Source organism: Pseudomonas petroselini (assembly GCF_045037875.1).
GTDB lineage: Bacteria > Pseudomonadota > Gammaproteobacteria > Pseudomonadales > Pseudomonadaceae > Aquipseudomonas > Aquipseudomonas petroselini.
This window is the reverse complement of the sequence record NZ_CP173614.1, coordinates 3,178,303-3,193,255: the sequence shown is the minus strand read 5'-3', so window position 1 is coordinate 3,193,255 and position 14,953 is coordinate 3,178,303. Positions and strand designations below refer to the sequence as shown.

The window sequence follows — 14,953 nt, the reverse complement described above, 5'->3', positions numbered from 1 at the left end:
GTACCGACACAACGCTGCAGCAACCCCGCTAACCACGATGCGAAGCGAGTCGCTCTTGATCCTGATCTTGATCCCGCTTTTGATCTCAGGCGCCCCGTCAAACACGCTGGCCGGAATTCGACAGGGATTTGGGGGGTAAACCGGCAGGGATGCCGGTTTAGCCGCCCCGCGCCATGGATGGCGCGTGGCGGCGGCCCCCCAAATACCTGTCGGATTACGGGCACACCGAGCGTGAGCGAGGTGCCGAGTGTTGGGGCAAGAGCGTTTTGCTTACTTTTGCGCTCTTCAAAAGTGAGCCGCTGTAAAAGCGGAACCCATAGTGGCCGTTACCTAAATAACGGATATGTACCCGGTCTGATCCAACATCCAGGCCAGCTGTCAGGCCGCCACGGGAGCAAGCTCCCTCGCCACAGGTACAGCGCCATACCCGGAATTGTGTAGATACCCAGGCCCCGGTGGCGCTGAATCAGTCACCTGATGAATCGACTGACACACCGCTATCGGGGGCAAGCCCCCTCCCACAGGTCCAGCGCCAGCCCCAGAATTGTGTAGATACCGAGGCCCCGGTGGCGCTGAATCAGTCACCTGATGAATCGACTGGAACACCGCTATCGGGGGCAAGCCCCCTCCCACATTTGGATCGCGGTCTAACCGTTAGATGGCGGTCGTCGGTCAGGCCGCCGGCGGGACCAAGCCCCCTCCCACATTTGAACTGCGCCAGGCTGAAATCTCAGTCGCCACGAAAATCCCCGGCATTCAGCCCAAACCGACTCATCTTGTTGTACAGCCCGCCCCGCGACACGTTCAGTTGCCGCGCAGCCAGGCGGACATTGCCACCGGTGCTTTTAAGCGCGGCGACGATGGCGTGCATTTCGTGACTGCTCAGGTCCTGGGCAGGTTGCGGTTCGTAGCCGCGCAGCGGGGCGCGTTGGCGGTTTTCCAATGGCAGGTCCACCGGTTCGATCAGCGCCCCCGTCGCCAAGTTGGTCGCCCGCTCGATGCTGTTTTCCAACTCGCGCACATTGCCCGGCCAGCCATAGGCCGAGAGCAATGCCATCGCCTCCGGTGAAAAGCCCTGCACCGACTTACGCAACGAGCGTGCACAGCGGGCCAGAAAGTGCCGCGCCAGCAGCGGAATGTCTTCACGGCGCATGCGCAGTGGCGGAACGGTCAGGTTGAGCACGTTGAGGCGGTAGTAGAGGTCTTCGCGAAACGCGCCTTCCGCTACCGCCTGGCTGAGGTTGCGGTGGGTGGCGGCGATGATGCGCACGTCCACTTGCCGCGAATTTTTCGCGCCGACACGGGTGATCTCACCTTCCTGCAACACCCGCAGCAAGCTCACCTGGGCATCGAAGGACATGTCGCCAATCTCATCCAGAAAAATCGTACCGCCATCCGCCAGTTCAAACTTACCCGCCGAGCCGCCACGCGCCGAGCCGGTAAACGCGCCTTCGACATGCCCGAACAGCTCGCTTTGCACCAGGTCGCGTGGAATCGCGCCGCAGTTGACCGCCACAAACGGGCCGTTGCAGCGGTCGCTGCCGTTGTGGATAGCCTGGGCGAACAGCTCCTTGCCGGTGCCGCTTTCACCCAAGATCAGCGTGGTGGAATCACTGCGACTGGCGATGCGCCCCAAGTGCAGCGCGTCCTGGATCGCCCGCGAGTGCCCCTGGATGGTGTCGAAGGTGTAGCTGGCCTGGGTGCCGATGAGGCGCCGGGTGATTTCGCGAATGCGGCGGTTCTCCCGCAGTGAGACGATCACCCCGCCCTGCTCCAGCGGGCACACCGAGACCAGGCAGGCGAGTTGGCTGCGGTTGTGCAGGTGGAAGGTGCAGTCGAGGTCGCGAACGGCCTCGCCCATCGAGTCGCTCAATTCGCTGCGCCCCAACTGCTGAAACGGCTGACCGATCAGCTCCAGCCCCACCCCGAACAGGTGCCGGGCATAGCGGTTGAGCGCCTTGATGCAGCCACGCTCATCCAGCACCACCAGGCCTTCGTTGAGCACTTCGAGGACGGTTTGCTGTTCTTCCAACAGACCTTGCAGGGCCATCTGCCGCGATACGGCGTCGGCCGCAGCCTGCACCGTGCCGAGGGTATGGAAGTGAAACCAGCCGGGCTCGGCAGTGAGGGTCAGCATGGCCAGGGTCTGGCCTTGAGCATTCTTGATCGGCGCAGCGGCGCAGTGCATGCGGCGCTGGCGCAGGCCGATACCGAAGTTTTCCTCGGCCAGCACGTACACCAGGCGATCTTCGGCCAGCGCCAGGCCGGTGCAGTTGGTGCCTTGTACCGATTCCAGCAGGCGACTGCCCACGGGGGTGATGTCCAGCCCGCAGAAATACAGGGTGGTGCCGTCGGCATCGGTAAGGTTGATATGGCCGCGCGGGTTGTAGGCCAGCAAACCTCGCATGACTTGCGCGGCGGCGGCGATCAGCACGCGGTGGGTGGTCTGGGTGGCGGCCAGGGTTTCGGCGGCCACGAAGCGGTACGCGTTGTCTGCCGGGTCGATACCGGCCTCAACGCTGCGTCGCCACGAATCCCAGATCACTTGGCGCACGTGCGCCGGGCGCTCGACCTGACCGGCCAGGCAGTCGCGCCAGGCCTGCTCCAGCGCGGCCACCGGGCCATCATTCAGCGCAGCAGGCCCAAGGGCTGTGAGGTAGTCGAGGTCTTGCACGCTGAACGCCATGCTCATTGGGGCGGTATCCATGTCCATGTTTTTGACATGTCAGTATAGACATGCTCATTAAATAAACACTATTGGCTTATGAATTATAATAAATCGTTATTTATCAATGAGTTATGAATTGGCACAGGCCTTGCTCCTACCCCTTCGCCCACCAGGACCGTCCTGGGGCCAATAACAACAAGGGGTTATTTCATGAGTACACAGCACATCCGCCTGGGTTTGATCGGTGCCGGTCGCATGGGCAGCTTCCACGGTCTGACCGCCGCTCGGCATATCCCCGGCGCCAGCCTGGCGGCGATTGCCGACCCGACGCCAGGCCAGGCCGCCCGCCTCGCCGCTGAACTGGGCGTGAGCAAGGTTTACACCGACCCTCAACAATTGCTCGACGACCCGGACATCGACGGCGTACTCATCGCCGCCCCCGCCCGCAGCCACGCCGAGCTGGTGATCAGCGCCGCCCGCGCGGGCAAAGGGATCTTCTGCGAAAAACCCATGGCCATCACCCTGGATGAGGCCGACCGTGCCATCGCGGCCGCGGCCGATGCGCGGGTGCCGCTGCAGGTCGGTTTCAACCGGCGTTTCGCCAAGAGCTTTCGCACCGCGCACCTCGACGTCGCCGCCGGCCGCATCGGCACCCCGCAGCTGCTGCGCTCGCTGACCCGCGACCCGGCGCTGAACAACCCGGCCGCTTCGCCGCAATGGGTGATCTTCCTCGAGACCCTGATCCACGATTTCGACACGCTGCGCTACCTCAACCCCGGCGCGGAGGCGGTGCAGGTCTACGTGATGGCTGACGCACTGATCGCGCCCGATTACAAAAACAAAGGCTTCCTCGACACCGCGGTGGTTGCGATCCGCTTCGACAACGGCGCCATCGCCACTGCCGAAGCCAATTTCCAGGCCGTGTATGGCTACGACGTGCGCGGCGAAGTGTTCGGCAGCGCCGGCATGCTGAGCATGGGCAGCCTTAACGAGTCCGACTTGGTGCGCTACCTCGCCCAAGGCATCCAGGCCGACACCCAGCGCATGGACACCGACCTGTTGCGCGACGCCTACATCGCCGAGCTCAACCACTTTGTCGATTGCCTGCGCAGCGGCGCCAAGCCCCTGGCCAGCGGTGAAGACGCACGCGCGGCGCTGGCGATTGCCCGCGCCTGTATCGAATCGTTCGAAACGGGCAAGGCGGTGACCCTATGAGCCCGTTCAAGCTCGCGATCAGCGCGGAGATGGTGTTTCTCGACCAGCCCTTCATCGAGCGCGTACAGCGTATTCATGCGCTGGGCTTCAGCGTTGAAATCTGGGACTGGACCCACAAGGACATTGCCGCCCTCGCCGCCACCGGTGCCGACTTTACGTCCATGACCGGCTACATCAGCGGCACCCTCACCGACCCCGACGGCATCCGCCAGTTGCTCGACAGCGCCCGCGAATCCTTAGGGGTCGCCGAGCAATTGAATTGCCCCAGCCTCAACCTGCACGGTACCGGCCTGGGTGACGGCGGCCTGCCCGTCCAACCCGTGAGCCAGACCACCGGCCGCATGTGGCTGAGCGCCTGCAAGACCCTGGAAAAAATCGCCCGCCTGGGGGAAGACGCCGGCCGTGTGTTCCTGCTGGAAAACCTCAACACCGAGGTCGACCACCCCGGCACACCCTTCGCCCGCGCCGACGACACCCTGGCGCTGGTCGAGGCCGTGGGCAGCCCTCACTTGAAGATGAACCTGGACCTGTACCACGCGCAGATCGGCGAAGGAAATCTGATCGAGCTGATCCAGCGCGCCGGTACACACATCGGTGAAATCCAGGTGGCCGACGTACCGGGACGCCAGGAGCCCGGCACCGGTGAAATCCACTACCCGGCTATAGCCAGGGCCCTGCACGCCATAGGCTACCGCGGCGTGGTCGGTCTGGAAGGCTGGGCCAGCGGCGACAGCGAGTTGGCCCTGGAGCGATTCCGCCAAGCGTTCACCCTATAACAATAAAAGGAACACCCTTATGAACCGCTATTCATTGATCGTTGCCACGCTGGTGTTGCTGTTCAGCCAATGGACCTTCGCCGCCTATCGCATCGGCGTGAGCATTGCCCGGGTCGACGATAACTTCATGACCTACGTGCGCACCGGCCTGGAAGCCGCCGCCAAGCAGCAGGATGTGCAGATCCAGTTCGAAGACGCCCAGGGCGATGTGGTGCGCCAGCTCAATCAGGTCGAAGGCTTCCTCAACCAGAAGGTCGACGCGGTGATCGTATTGCCGGTGGACACCGCCGCCACCGCCAACATGACCCGCGCCGCCGTAGCGGCGAAGACACCGCTGGTGTACGTCAACCGTCACCCGGACGAACGCACCCTGCCCAAGGGCGTGGTCACCGTGGCCTCCAACGACATCGAAGCCGGGCAGTTGCAGATGCGCTACCTGGCGCAAAAGCTCGGCGGCAAGGGCAATGTGGCGATCATCATGGGCGACCTCGCGCAGAACGCCACCCATGACCGCACCGAAGGCGCCAAACAGGTGCTCAAGGATTTTCCCGGTATCAAGGTGGTCGAGCAGCAAAGCGCCGAATGGCAACGCAGCAAGGGCATGGACCTGACCAGCAACTGGCTGCTGGCGGGCACCCAGTTCGATGCCATCGTGGCCAATAACGATGAAATGGCGATTGGCGCCGCCATGGCCTTGCAGCAGGCCGGCAAAGCCAAGGGCGAGATCGCGATTGTCGGCATCGATGGTTTGCCCGACGGCCTGGCGGCGATCAAGCGTGGGATGCTCACGGCCTCGGTGTTCCAGGACCCGAAGGCCCAGGCCACCCAGGCCGTGCAGGCGGCGGTGCGGATGATCAAGGGTGAGCCGATTGAGCCGGAGGTGTGGGTGCCGTTCGAACTGATCAAACCCGAGCAGGTGGCGGTGTTTGAGCAGCGCTACAAATAGCCTGTCGTACCCAGCGCACACTGTGGGAGGGGGCTTGCTCCCGATGAGGGTGGGTCAGTTGATACATCCGTGCCTGATCCACCGCTATCGGGAGCAAGCCCCCTCCCACACTCAGTCCAGGTCGCTTGCGTCATGCCGTTCGGGTAAATGTTCCTCGCCAGACACCCGGTTCACCCGCCGCCCCCGCTGCACCGCCGGCCGCGCTTCGATCGCCTCCGCCCAGCGCAACACGTGCGTGTACTCATGCACCGACAGGAACTGCGCCGCGCCATACAAGCGGCCTTTGACCAACCCGCCATACCAGGGCCAGATCGCGATATCGGCGATGGTGTATTCATCACCCGCAATGTACGCGCTCACCGCCAGGCGCTGGTCGAGTACGTCGAGCTGACGCTTGGTCTCCATGGCGAAGCGGTTGATCGCGTATTCCATCTTGCTCGGCGCATACGCATAGAAGTGCCCGAAGCCACCGCCCAGGTACGGCGCGCTGCCCATCTGCCAGAACAACCACGACAGGCATTCCGCACGCGCCGCAGGCTCAGTCGGGAAGAACGCACCGAATTTTTCCGCCAGGTACTGCAAAATCGCGCCCGACTCGAACACCCGAATCGGCGTGGCGCCGCTGCGGTCCAGCAGGGCCGGGATCTTGGAGTTCGGGTTGACCCCGACAAAGCCACTGCCGAACTGGTCACCGTCGCCGATCTTGATCAGCCAGGCGTCGTATTCCGCACCGCTGTGGCCCAGCGCGAGCAACTCCTCCAGCAGGATCGTGACCTTCTGCCCATTGGGCGTGGCCAAGGAGTACAACTGCAGCGGGTGCTTGCCCACCGGCAGTGCCTTGTCATGGGTGGCGCCGGCGATGGGGCGGTTGATACTGGCGAAGGTGCCGCCGTTTTCGGTGTCCCAGGTCCACACTGTTGGGGGTACGTAATCGGTCATGCTTACTGCTCCAGGCGTGCTTGCGATCAGCGAAGCGCTCCAGACTAAACCAAAGGTTGCTGGCGCGTCACACCTGCAGCGCTTTACCCGCCGCCGCATGCTGCCGAGGCACCTGCACCCGTAACGCGATCAACAAGGCGGCCAGCAGCATCAAGACACCGGCACCGATAAACACGCCGTCGATACCGCTGAGGCTGAACATCACGCCACCCCCCGCAGCCCCTGCGGCAATAGCGGACTGCACCGACGCCACCACCATGCCACCGGCACTTTCAGCTTGATCCGGCACCGCGCGGGCCACCCAGTTCGACCACGCCACCGGCACCCCGCCAAAGGCCATGCCCCACAGCGCCAGCAGCAACGCCTGGCTCGGCAGCGAGGCCGGCAGCAGCACCAGGGCGAGCGCCGCAAGGCCCACCAAGATCGGCATCAGCACCAACGTGCCACGTGGATAACGCACCAGCATCCATCCGGCCAACAGCGTGCCGACGAAGTTGGCGGCGCCGAACCCCAGCAGCATCAAGGCCAGCCCTTCGGTGCCCACGCCTGTGGTGCTTTCCAGGAATGGCCGGATGTAGGTGAACAGCGCGAAATGCCCGGTGTGCACCAATACGCAGCCAAACATGCCGATGGCGATGCCCGGACGCCGCAGTACATCCAGTATCGTGCGCAAACGTGCGGTGCCCGTGGGGGCCAGGCGTGGCAGTGTGAACAGCTGGAACGCCAGCGTGATCACACCGACGGCGGCTGCGGCGACGAACGCACTGCGCCAGCCATACAAACCACCAAGGAAGCTGCCCAGCGGCACGGCGACCACCGTGCCCACCGCAATGCCGCTGAAGATGATCGACAGCGCACGGGGCAGCAGCGCCGCCGGCACCAGGCGCATCGCCACCGCTGCCGCCATGCTCCAGAAACCGCCCAGGGCAACGCCCAGCAGGATGCGCATCAACAGCAGCACCGCCAGACTGGAAGAAAGCGCCACCAACAGGTTGGACGCAATCATCAGCAGGGAGAAACCCAACAGCACCACGCGTCGATCGATGCCACGCGTCAGGCCGGGCACCAGCAACCCGGCGAACAACGCCACCACCGCCGTCACGGTCACCGCCTGGCCGGCGAGCGCCTCTGACACGCCAAGGTCCATCGCCATCGGCGTCAACAGGCTGGCCGGCAGGTATTCCGCCGTCAACAATCCGAACACCCCCATGGCCAGGGAAAACACCGCCATCCAGGCGGGTGCAGCGGGCTCCGCCTGCGAATGGACAGAGGGTTGAGCTACACAATCATTCATCACACGACATCCTCGGGAAATTAGCGCGACGGCCAGTCTAGGTTCGTTACATCGGATGATCTATGATGCAAACCCTTGAGTTTTTGACCGAAACCCCGAACATGACGACAGCGGCCCCCTTCAACCTGTCCTCCGACCTTATCGACGAGCTGCTGCGCGGCATGCGCCTGCGCGGGGTGCAGTACCGGCGCATCCAGGCCGGGCCGAGCTTCGGCATGGGCTTTGAGGCCAAACCTGGACACGCCTATTTTCACTTCCTGGCCGCAGGGACGGCCACGCTGCGTACCGACGACGGCAGCCTGTTTGAGTTGTCGGCGGGCAATGCGGTGTTCATCTCCCACGGGGGCGCCCATGCGCTGTCATCCACCGCCGACGGGCCGGTGCAGGACATCAAGGGCTTTGACGCCACGCCGCTGGGCGAGACCGTCTGCGCGGTGGATGCATCGCCCGACACGCCCCCGAGCACCTTGTTGTTCAGCGCCTGCATGGCGTTCGAGCTTGGCAGCATCCAGGGGCTGGGCAGGCTGATGCCGGCCTTGATGCTGATCGACGCCCAGGGCCAACGTTACCCCGGCCTGATGCCGATCCTGGCGGTGATGGAACGCGAAGTCAGCGCCGCTCGCGTCGGCTACTCCGGCATCCTCGCGCGCCTGGCCGATGTGGTGGCCGCGATGATCGTGCGCGGCTGGGTGGAATGCGCCTGCGGCAATGCGTCGGGGCTGGTGGCGGCGCTGCGCGACGCACGATTGGCCGGTGCCCTGCTCGCACTGCACCAGCAACCCGGCCGCGCTTGGAGCGTGACCGAGCTGGCCGCGCACTGTCACACCTCCCGTTCGGTGTTCGCCGAGCGCTTCCAGGCCACCCTGGGTATCCCACCCTTGCGCTACGTGACGGAACTGCGCATGCGCCTGGCCAGCCAATGGCTGACCCTGGAGCGGTTGCCCATCGAAGACGTCGCACTGCGCCTGGGCTACACCTCCCAGGCGGCGTTCAGCCGTGCATTCAAGCGCATCACCGGCCAGCCACCGGGGGCCAGCCGCCACACCCTGCGGAGCCCGGCATGAACGCTCGCCTCGACGACATCCTGGCCGACCATCTGGACGTGGTGTTCTGCGGCATCAACCCCGGCAAGGGCTCCGCCGCCCTGGGCCTGCACTTTGCCAATCGCAGCAATCGCTTCTGGCGCACCTTGCACCGGGCGGGCTTCACGCCCCAAGAAATCCGCCCGGAGGACGGCCGTACGTTACTGGACTATCACTGCGGCTTAACCACCGTGGTCGAGCGCCCTACCGCGAGCGCGGGCGAGCTGGCAAGGCATGAATTCACCGACGCGGCGGCAGCGTTTGAACAGAAAATCCATCGCCACGCACCGCGTTTCGTGGCATTTCTCGGCAAGGCCGGCTACAGCGCGCTGTCCGGTCAACGCGAGATCGGCTGGGGGTTGCAGCCGCAGCGGCTGGGCGGTGCGTCGGTGTGGGTGTTGCCCAACCCAAGCGGACGCAACCTGGCGTTCAGCCTGGAGCAATTGGTGGAGGCGTATCAGTCCCTGCGCGAGGCCATTGCGCCCGTCGACCCCGCGCCCTTAATCTCTTGAGCCCATCACCTTGTGAGCAATGGAGGCTTCATGAAACTGATCGGTATGTTGGACTCGCCCTACGTACGCCGCGTGGCCATTTCCCTGGAGTTATACGGGGTGGATTTTGTGCATGAGCCGCTGTCGGTGTTCCGCACGTTCACCGAGTTTTCCCAGATCAACCCGGTGGTCAAGGCGCCGACGCTGGTGCTGGACGATGGCACGGTGCTGATGGACTCCAGCCTGATCCTGGACTACCTGGAAACCCTGGCCCCGGCGGATAAAAAGCTGCTCCCGTCGCAACCCGCCGAGCGTGCCCGCGACCTGCAAACACTCGGGCTGGCCCTGGCGGCCTGTGAGAAAAGCGTGCAGATCGTCTATGAACACAATCTGCGCCCGGCCGAGAAGCTGCATGCGCCCTGGCTCGACCGCGTCAGCGGTCAGTTGCTGGCCGCTTATTCGTTATTGGAAAAACAGCTGAGCGACAGTGAAGCACTGAGCCAGGCCTCGATTACCGCGGCAGTGGCCTGGTCGTTCAGCCAATTTACCGTGGCGTCGGTGGTCAAGGCGGATGCGTTTCCCAACCTCAAGCGCCATGCAGAGCGCCTGGAACAGCACCCGGCTTTCAAGAAGTACCCGATCGAATAAACACCCCCTATCCAATGTGGGAGGGGGCAAGCCCTAATACCAGTCAGTTAAGAGTGAGCACCGTACCTGTGGCGAGGGAGCTTGCTCCCGCTGGGTCGCGAAGCGGCCCCAGCTCTTTGTTTCAAAAGACTGGGACTGCTGCGCAGTCCAGCGGGAGCAAGCTCCCTCGCCACGGGTTACTTTTCGCTCTTGCTGCTTCTTAACTGACTGGCATTAGGGCAAGCCCCCTCCCACGTTCAGCCTGTGCAGCCGGCTCAGACCCAGCCGCCATCCACAATAAAGTTCTGCGCCGAACACATCGCCGAGGCGTCAGAGGCGAGAAACAACGCCATATTGGCGATGTGCTCCGGCAGCACACTGCCCGGCAGGCACTGGCTGCGGCTGATCAGTTCCTTGGCGGCATCATCGACCCACATCGCCAGTTGTTTCTCGGTCATCACCCAACCCGGCACCAGCGTGTTCACACGGATGCGGCTCGGCCCCAGTTCCCGGGCCAGGGCGCGGGTCATGCCGTGGGCGGCGGCTTTGCTGGCGGCGTACACCGGGTAGCCGGCGGAGGCCATCATCCAGCCGACCGAGCCGAGGTTGATGATCGCCCCGCCGCCCGCGCCTTTCATCATCGGCACCACGGCCTTAGCCGCCAGGAAGGCGTGCTTGAGGTTGACGGAGATCAGCCGGTCGAACATCTCCGAGTCGACTTCTTCCAAGGTGTGGCGCACGTCATTGGCGGCGTTGTTCACCAGCACGGTGATCGGCCCCAGGGAGTGTTCGAAACGCCCGATGGCCGCCTTGTAGGCGATTTCATCGGTGATGTCGCAGTTCACGAACTCCACGGTGTGCCCGCGCGAACTGAGCAGCGCCGCCAGGCGTTCGCCCTGGCTTTGCGCGCGGTCCACAAACCCGACTTTGGCGCCTTGCGCAGCGAAGGCGCGCACCATGAATTCGCCAATGCCCGAGGCGCCTCCGGAAATCAGGACGGTCTTGCCTTCAAGGTCGGGGTAAACGGCGTGTTGAGTGCTCATAGAACAGGTGCCTCGCTCAATTAGTCTTATTTTATTTTGCAAATACGGCGTTAAAGGCTATAAATTCGCTGTCTTATCGACAAAATATCGCACATTAGTAGAACTATTCCACTCAAAACAACAAAAGGAAGTTCGATCATGAAGCACCCTCGATACCTGCTTTCGGGCCTGGCCATGTCCTTGCTGATCGCCAGTGGCGGCGCCCAGGCCGCAGGGCTCACCAGCGAACACAAACCGTTTGGTAAAACCAACGACGGCACCGCCGTCGAACAGTACATCTTGCGCAACAGCCACGGCATGCAAGCCACGGTGATCACCTACGGCGGCGTGCTGCAGTCACTGAAAGTGCCGGATAAAAACGGCAAGGTCGACGACGTGGTACTCGGCTTCGACGACGTGCAGGGCTACCAGGCTGGCACCGCGTTTTTCGGCGCGACCATCGGGCGTTTCGGCAATCGCCTCGCGGGCGGTGCCTTTGAGCTCGACGGCAAGCGCTACCAAGTGCCACTCAACGACGGCCCCAACTCGCTGCACGGCGGCGCACAAGGCTTCGACAAGCATGTCTGGAAGGCCTCGCCCGTCAAATCCAAGGACTCGGTCGGCGTCACCCTCACCTACCTGTCCAAGGACGGTGAAATGGGCTTCCCCGGCAACCTGAAAACCGAAGTCACCTACCGCCTCAACGATAAAAACGAACTGCACATCGACTACAAGGCCACCACCGACAAACCCACGGTGCTAAACCTCACCAACCACAGCTACTTCAACCTCGCCGGCGCGGGGAATGGCGACATTCTCAAGCAGGTCGCCACCTTGCATGCCAGCCATTACACCCCGGTGAATGCCACCTTGATTCCGACCGGCGAACTGGCCCCCGTCAAGGGCACGCCGATGGACTTCCTCAAACCGACGCCGATCGGCCAGCACATCAAGGAAGATCATCCGCAGCTCAAATTCGCCGAGCCGAAACAAGGCGGGTTTGACTTCAACTGGGCGCTGGACACCAAAGGTGACGTCAAGCAATTGGCCGCCGAGGTGCATGACCCTGAGTCAGGTCGGCGCTTGCAGCTGTACACCAGCGAGCCAGGGGTGCAGTTCTATACCAGTAACTTCCTCGACGGTTCGGTGAAGGGCAAGGCTGGGAAGACCTACCTGCACTGGAGTGGTTTCACCTTGGAGACCCAGCACTTTCCGGATGCGCCTAACCAACCGACATTTGCCTCCACCCGCCTGAACCCAGGGCAAACCTACACCCAGAGCACCGTCTTCAAATTCTCCGCAAACTAAACCTGTGGGAGGGGGTAAGACCCCTCCCACATTTAATCCTCACATGGCATGACTCAGCGTTGTTTCATGCGGTCGATGACCACGGCCAGCAGCAGGATCGAGCCACGGATCACGTACTGGTAGAAGGTGTCGATATTCTTCAGGTTCATCGCATTCTCGATGATCGCCAAAATCAACACCCCGGCGATCACATGACGGATCATCCCGACCCCACCGCTCAACGACACCCCGCCCAGCACGCAGGCCGAGATCACGGTCAGTTCAAAACCCTGCCCGATCATCGGCTGGCCCGAGGTCATGCGTGATGCCAGGATCACCCCGGCCAATGCGCCGATCACACCGTGTACGGCAAAGATCAGGATCTTGGTACGGTCGACGTTTACCCCCGCGAGCAGCGCCGCTTCCGGGTTGCCGCCGATGGCCATGGTGTTGCGCCCGTAGGTGGTGTAGTTGAGCAACCAGCCGAAAAACATGAAGCACAGGATCGTGATGATGATCGGCACCGGCACGCCCAGCAGTTGGCCGTTGCCGAAGATAAAGAACTGATCCTGGGACACCCCCACCGCCTTGCCGTTGGCAAAGATGTACGCCAGGCCGCGCACGATCTGCATGGTCGCCAAGGTGGTGATCAACGCGTTGACCCGCAGCTTGGCGATCACGATGCCGTTGATCAGCCCCACGACCAGGCCCATCAGCAGCGCGGCGCCGATGCCCAGCATGACGCTGTCGGTATCGCGCATCACAATCGCCGCGACCACCCCGGCGCAGGCAATCACCGAGCCCACCGACAAGTCGAAGTGCCCCGACGCCAGGCAGAACAGCATGGTGCAGGCGGCAATGCCCACGGTGGAAATCGCCAGGCCCAGCCCGCGCATGTTCAGCGGGGAGAGGAAGTTGTCGATGAGCAAGGCGCAGAGCAAAAAGATGCTCACCGCCGCCAGCAGCATGGCCCAGTTGTCCAGCAGTGCCCGCACGTCCAGGGGTTTGCGCGCGGTCGGCAGCGCATTGTTTTGGATTGTCATGATCGTCTCTCAGTTCGCCAGGCTACGCGGCAAAGCCAGCTGCAGCAGGTTGGATTCAGTGGCGTGTTCGCGGGTTTGTTCGCCGCGCATCGCGCCTTCGCACAGCACCAGGATGCGGTCGGAGATGCCCATCACTTCCATCAGGTCGCTGGACACTACGATGACCGCAATGCCTTGGGCCGCGAGGTTATGGATGATCTGGTAGATCTCGGCCTTGGCGCCGATATCGATGCCACGCGTGGGTTCGTCCAGCAGCAGGACTTTCATCGGCATCGACAGCCAGCGTCCCAGGATCGCCTTCTGCTGATTGCCGCCGGACAGGTACATGATTTTCTGCGCCGCATTCGGCGTTTTGACTTTCATCGCCTGGATCTGCTGGTCGGCGTTGCGTTTTTCCCAGCCGTCGCGCAACAGCCAGCCAAACGCCGAATGGGCGCCGCGCGCGCTGATATTGATGTTCTCCGCCACGCTGGACAGCGGAATGATGCCCTCCTTCTTACGGTCTTCCGGGCACAGCAGCACACCCGCGGCGATGGCATCGCGCGGTGAGCGCAGTTGCAAGGCTTTCCCGCAGAGTTCCAACTGACCGGCGCTGGCACGTTCCAGGCCGCTGAGCAGGCGGAACAACTCGGTGCGTCCGGCGCCCACCAGTCCGAACAGGCCGAGGATCTCGCCTTTGCGCACATTGAAACTGATCGGCTCACGCAGGCCTGGGCCGAGCAAACCGTCGACTTTGAGCGCCACTTCGCCCCGCTCACGCGGCCGGTAGTCGTAGATGTCCTGGATATCGCGGCCGACCATGCAGGTGACCAACTGGTCGTGGGTCAGCGCACTCATGTCATCGAAGGTGCGCACGTAGCGGCCGTCTTTGAACACCGTCACGGCGTTGCAGATGCGGAACACCTCTTCCATGCGGTGGGACACGTAGAGCACCACTTTGCCCTCGTCGCGCAGGCGCGTGATGATCGCCATCAGGCGGTCGATCTCGCGCGCCGAGAGGCTGCTGGTGGGTTCGTCAAAGGCAATCACATGGGCACCACGGGACAACGCCTTGGCGATTTCCACGAGTTGACGCTGACCCAGGGACAGGCGGCCGAGCTTTTCCTCCGGATCAATTTCATCCGCCAATCCCTTGAGGCAGGCCAGTGCCTGCTTACGCAACAGGCTGCGATTGACCACACCGAAACGCGACGGCAAATGCCCGAGGAACAGGTTCTCGGCCACGGTCATTTCCGGCACCAGGTGCAGTTCCTGGTGGATCACCGCCACGCCGCTGGCAATGCTGTCGGCGGCGTTTTTGAAGGCCATGGTCTGCTCGCCGATCTGCAGCGTGCCACTGCTGGGGATATAGGCGCCGCCGAGGATTTTCAGCAGCGTCGACTTGCCCGCGCCGTTTTCGCCCATCAAGGCGTGCACTTGCCCTGGGTAGGCGGTGAAGCTGATGCCATCCAGCGCCTTGACCCCAGGAAAGGTTTTGCCGATGCCGTTGAAGCTCAACTGGGCAGCGGCGTTGTGTGTCTGTAATTGCGCGTGCATAACCACCTCGTCACACCAAACCGGCGG

General features: G+C 63.0%; 13 protein-coding genes. 7 read left to right on the top strand and 6 right to left on the bottom strand.

Annotated elements, in window-relative coordinates; genetic code table 11:
• Positions 1–730: 730 nt before the first annotated feature.
• A complete protein-coding gene (locus ACI512_RS14960) occupies positions 731–2,692 on the bottom strand; it encodes a sigma-54-dependent Fis family transcriptional regulator (protein WP_236383324.1) in 1,962 nt (653 codons plus the stop codon).
• Positions 2,693–2,878: 186 nt separating this feature from the next.
• On the opposite strand from ACI512_RS14960, the gene ACI512_RS14955 reads away from it, so the two are divergent.
• The 3 genes from ACI512_RS14955 to ACI512_RS14945 are packed head-to-tail and all read left to right on the top strand — an operon-like array spanning position 2,879 to position 5,605.
• The gene (locus ACI512_RS14955; RefSeq protein ID WP_012723609.1) at positions 2,879–3,883 is read left to right on the top strand and encodes a Gfo/Idh/MocA family oxidoreductase; all 1,005 of its coding nucleotides are present in this window, start codon (positions 2,879–2,881) and stop codon (positions 3,881–3,883) included.
• On the top strand, positions 3,880–4,659 hold the full coding sequence (locus tag ACI512_RS14950; protein WP_236383314.1) for a TIM barrel protein: 780 nt from the start codon (positions 3,880–3,882) through the stop codon (positions 4,657–4,659). The genes ACI512_RS14955 and ACI512_RS14950 overlap by 4 nt, the downstream gene beginning before the upstream one ends.
• Before the next feature lie 19 nt (positions 4,660–4,678).
• Complete coding sequence (locus ACI512_RS14945) at positions 4,679–5,605, top strand: sugar ABC transporter substrate-binding protein (protein ID WP_236383311.1); 927 nt, start codon at positions 4,679–4,681, stop codon at positions 5,603–5,605.
• Between the two features lie 111 nt (positions 5,606–5,716).
• Here the strand turns inward: ACI512_RS14945 and yghU are convergent, their stop codons facing one another.
• Positions 5,717–6,544, bottom strand: a complete 828-nt coding sequence (yghU, locus tag ACI512_RS14940) for a glutathione-dependent disulfide-bond oxidoreductase (RefSeq protein ID WP_236383310.1) — start codon at positions 6,542–6,544, stop codon at positions 5,717–5,719.
• Positions 6,545–6,611: 67 nt separating this feature from the next.
• Positions 6,612–7,838, bottom strand: a complete 1,227-nt coding sequence (locus ACI512_RS14935; RefSeq protein WP_236383309.1) for an MFS transporter — start codon at positions 7,836–7,838, stop codon at positions 6,612–6,614.
• A gap of 65 nt (positions 7,839–7,903) precedes the next feature.
• On the opposite strand from ACI512_RS14935, the gene ACI512_RS14930 reads away from it, so the two are divergent.
• Genes ACI512_RS14930 through ACI512_RS14920 form a run of 3 tightly spaced genes read left to right on the top strand, consistent with a single transcriptional unit; the run spans position 7,904 to position 10,059 of the window.
• Positions 7,904–8,902, top strand: a complete 999-nt coding sequence (locus tag ACI512_RS14930) for an AraC family transcriptional regulator (RefSeq protein WP_236383316.1) — start codon at positions 7,904–7,906, stop codon at positions 8,900–8,902.
• The gene (gene mug / locus ACI512_RS14925) at positions 8,899–9,432 is read left to right on the top strand and encodes a G/U mismatch-specific DNA glycosylase (RefSeq protein ID WP_236383308.1); all 534 of its coding nucleotides are present in this window, start codon (positions 8,899–8,901) and stop codon (positions 9,430–9,432) included. Before ACI512_RS14930 ends, mug begins: the two co-directional genes overlap by 4 nt.
• 30 nt (positions 9,433–9,462) lie before the next feature.
• Positions 9,463–10,059: a glutathione S-transferase family protein gene (locus ACI512_RS14920; RefSeq protein WP_236383306.1), complete on the top strand. Its 597-nt coding sequence runs from the start codon at positions 9,463–9,465 to the stop codon at positions 10,057–10,059.
• Positions 10,060–10,313: 254 nt separating this feature from the next.
• Here the strand turns inward: ACI512_RS14920 and ACI512_RS14915 are convergent, their stop codons facing one another.
• Positions 10,314–11,081 carry an SDR family NAD(P)-dependent oxidoreductase gene (locus tag ACI512_RS14915; RefSeq protein ID WP_012723601.1) on the bottom strand — a complete coding sequence of 256 codons (768 nt, stop codon included), beginning with the start codon at positions 11,079–11,081 and terminating at the stop codon, positions 10,314–10,316.
• Between the two features lie 138 nt (positions 11,082–11,219).
• On the opposite strand from ACI512_RS14915, the gene ACI512_RS14910 reads away from it, so the two are divergent.
• Positions 11,220–12,368, top strand: coding sequence for an aldose epimerase family protein (locus ACI512_RS14910; RefSeq protein WP_012723600.1), 1,149 nt, complete (start codon positions 11,220–11,222; stop codon positions 12,366–12,368).
• A 53-nt stretch (positions 12,369–12,421) separates the two neighbouring features.
• Here the strand turns inward: ACI512_RS14910 and araH are convergent, their stop codons facing one another.
• Complete coding sequence (gene araH, locus ACI512_RS14905) at positions 12,422–13,390, bottom strand: L-arabinose ABC transporter permease AraH (RefSeq protein ID WP_064052942.1); 969 nt, start codon at positions 13,388–13,390, stop codon at positions 12,422–12,424.
• A 9-nt stretch (positions 13,391–13,399) separates the two neighbouring features.
• Positions 13,400–14,926: an L-arabinose ABC transporter ATP-binding protein AraG gene (araG, locus tag ACI512_RS14900; protein ID WP_236381095.1), complete on the bottom strand. Its 1,527-nt coding sequence runs from the start codon at positions 14,924–14,926 to the stop codon at positions 13,400–13,402.
• Between the last annotated feature and the right edge of the window lie 27 nt (positions 14,927–14,953).

What these genes read in the sequence shown, in the direction of transcription:
- ACI512_RS14960 (WP_236383324.1), bottom strand. Translation starts at nt 2,692, where the DNA reads ATGAGCATGGCGTTCAGCGTGCAAGACCTCGACTACCTCACAGCCCTT.
- ACI512_RS14955 (WP_012723609.1), top strand. Translation starts at nt 2,879, where the DNA reads ATGAGTACACAGCACATCCGCCTGGGTTTGATCGGTGCCGGTCGCATG.
- ACI512_RS14950 (WP_236383314.1), top strand. Translation starts at nt 3,880, where the DNA reads ATGAGCCCGTTCAAGCTCGCGATCAGCGCGGAGATGGTGTTTCTCGAC.
- ACI512_RS14945 (WP_236383311.1), top strand. Translation starts at nt 4,679, where the DNA reads ATGAACCGCTATTCATTGATCGTTGCCACGCTGGTGTTGCTGTTCAGC.
- yghU (WP_236383310.1), bottom strand. Translation starts at nt 6,544, where the DNA reads ATGACCGATTACGTACCCCCAACAGTGTGGACCTGGGACACCGAAAAC.
- ACI512_RS14935 (WP_236383309.1), bottom strand. Translation starts at nt 7,838, where the DNA reads ATGAATGATTGTGTAGCTCAACCCTCTGTCCATTCGCAGGCGGAGCCC.
- ACI512_RS14930 (WP_236383316.1), top strand. Translation starts at nt 7,904, where the DNA reads ATGCAAACCCTTGAGTTTTTGACCGAAACCCCGAACATGACGACAGCG.
- mug (WP_236383308.1), top strand. Translation starts at nt 8,899, where the DNA reads ATGAACGCTCGCCTCGACGACATCCTGGCCGACCATCTGGACGTGGTG.
- ACI512_RS14920 (WP_236383306.1), top strand. Translation starts at nt 9,463, where the DNA reads ATGAAACTGATCGGTATGTTGGACTCGCCCTACGTACGCCGCGTGGCC.
- ACI512_RS14915 (WP_012723601.1), bottom strand. Translation starts at nt 11,081, where the DNA reads ATGAGCACTCAACACGCCGTTTACCCCGACCTTGAAGGCAAGACCGTC.
- ACI512_RS14910 (WP_012723600.1), top strand. Translation starts at nt 11,220, where the DNA reads ATGAAGCACCCTCGATACCTGCTTTCGGGCCTGGCCATGTCCTTGCTG.
- araH (WP_064052942.1), bottom strand. Translation starts at nt 13,390, where the DNA reads ATGACAATCCAAAACAATGCGCTGCCGACCGCGCGCAAACCCCTGGAC.
- araG (WP_236381095.1), bottom strand. Translation starts at nt 14,926, where the DNA reads ATGCACGCGCAATTACAGACACACAACGCCGCTGCCCAGTTGAGCTTC.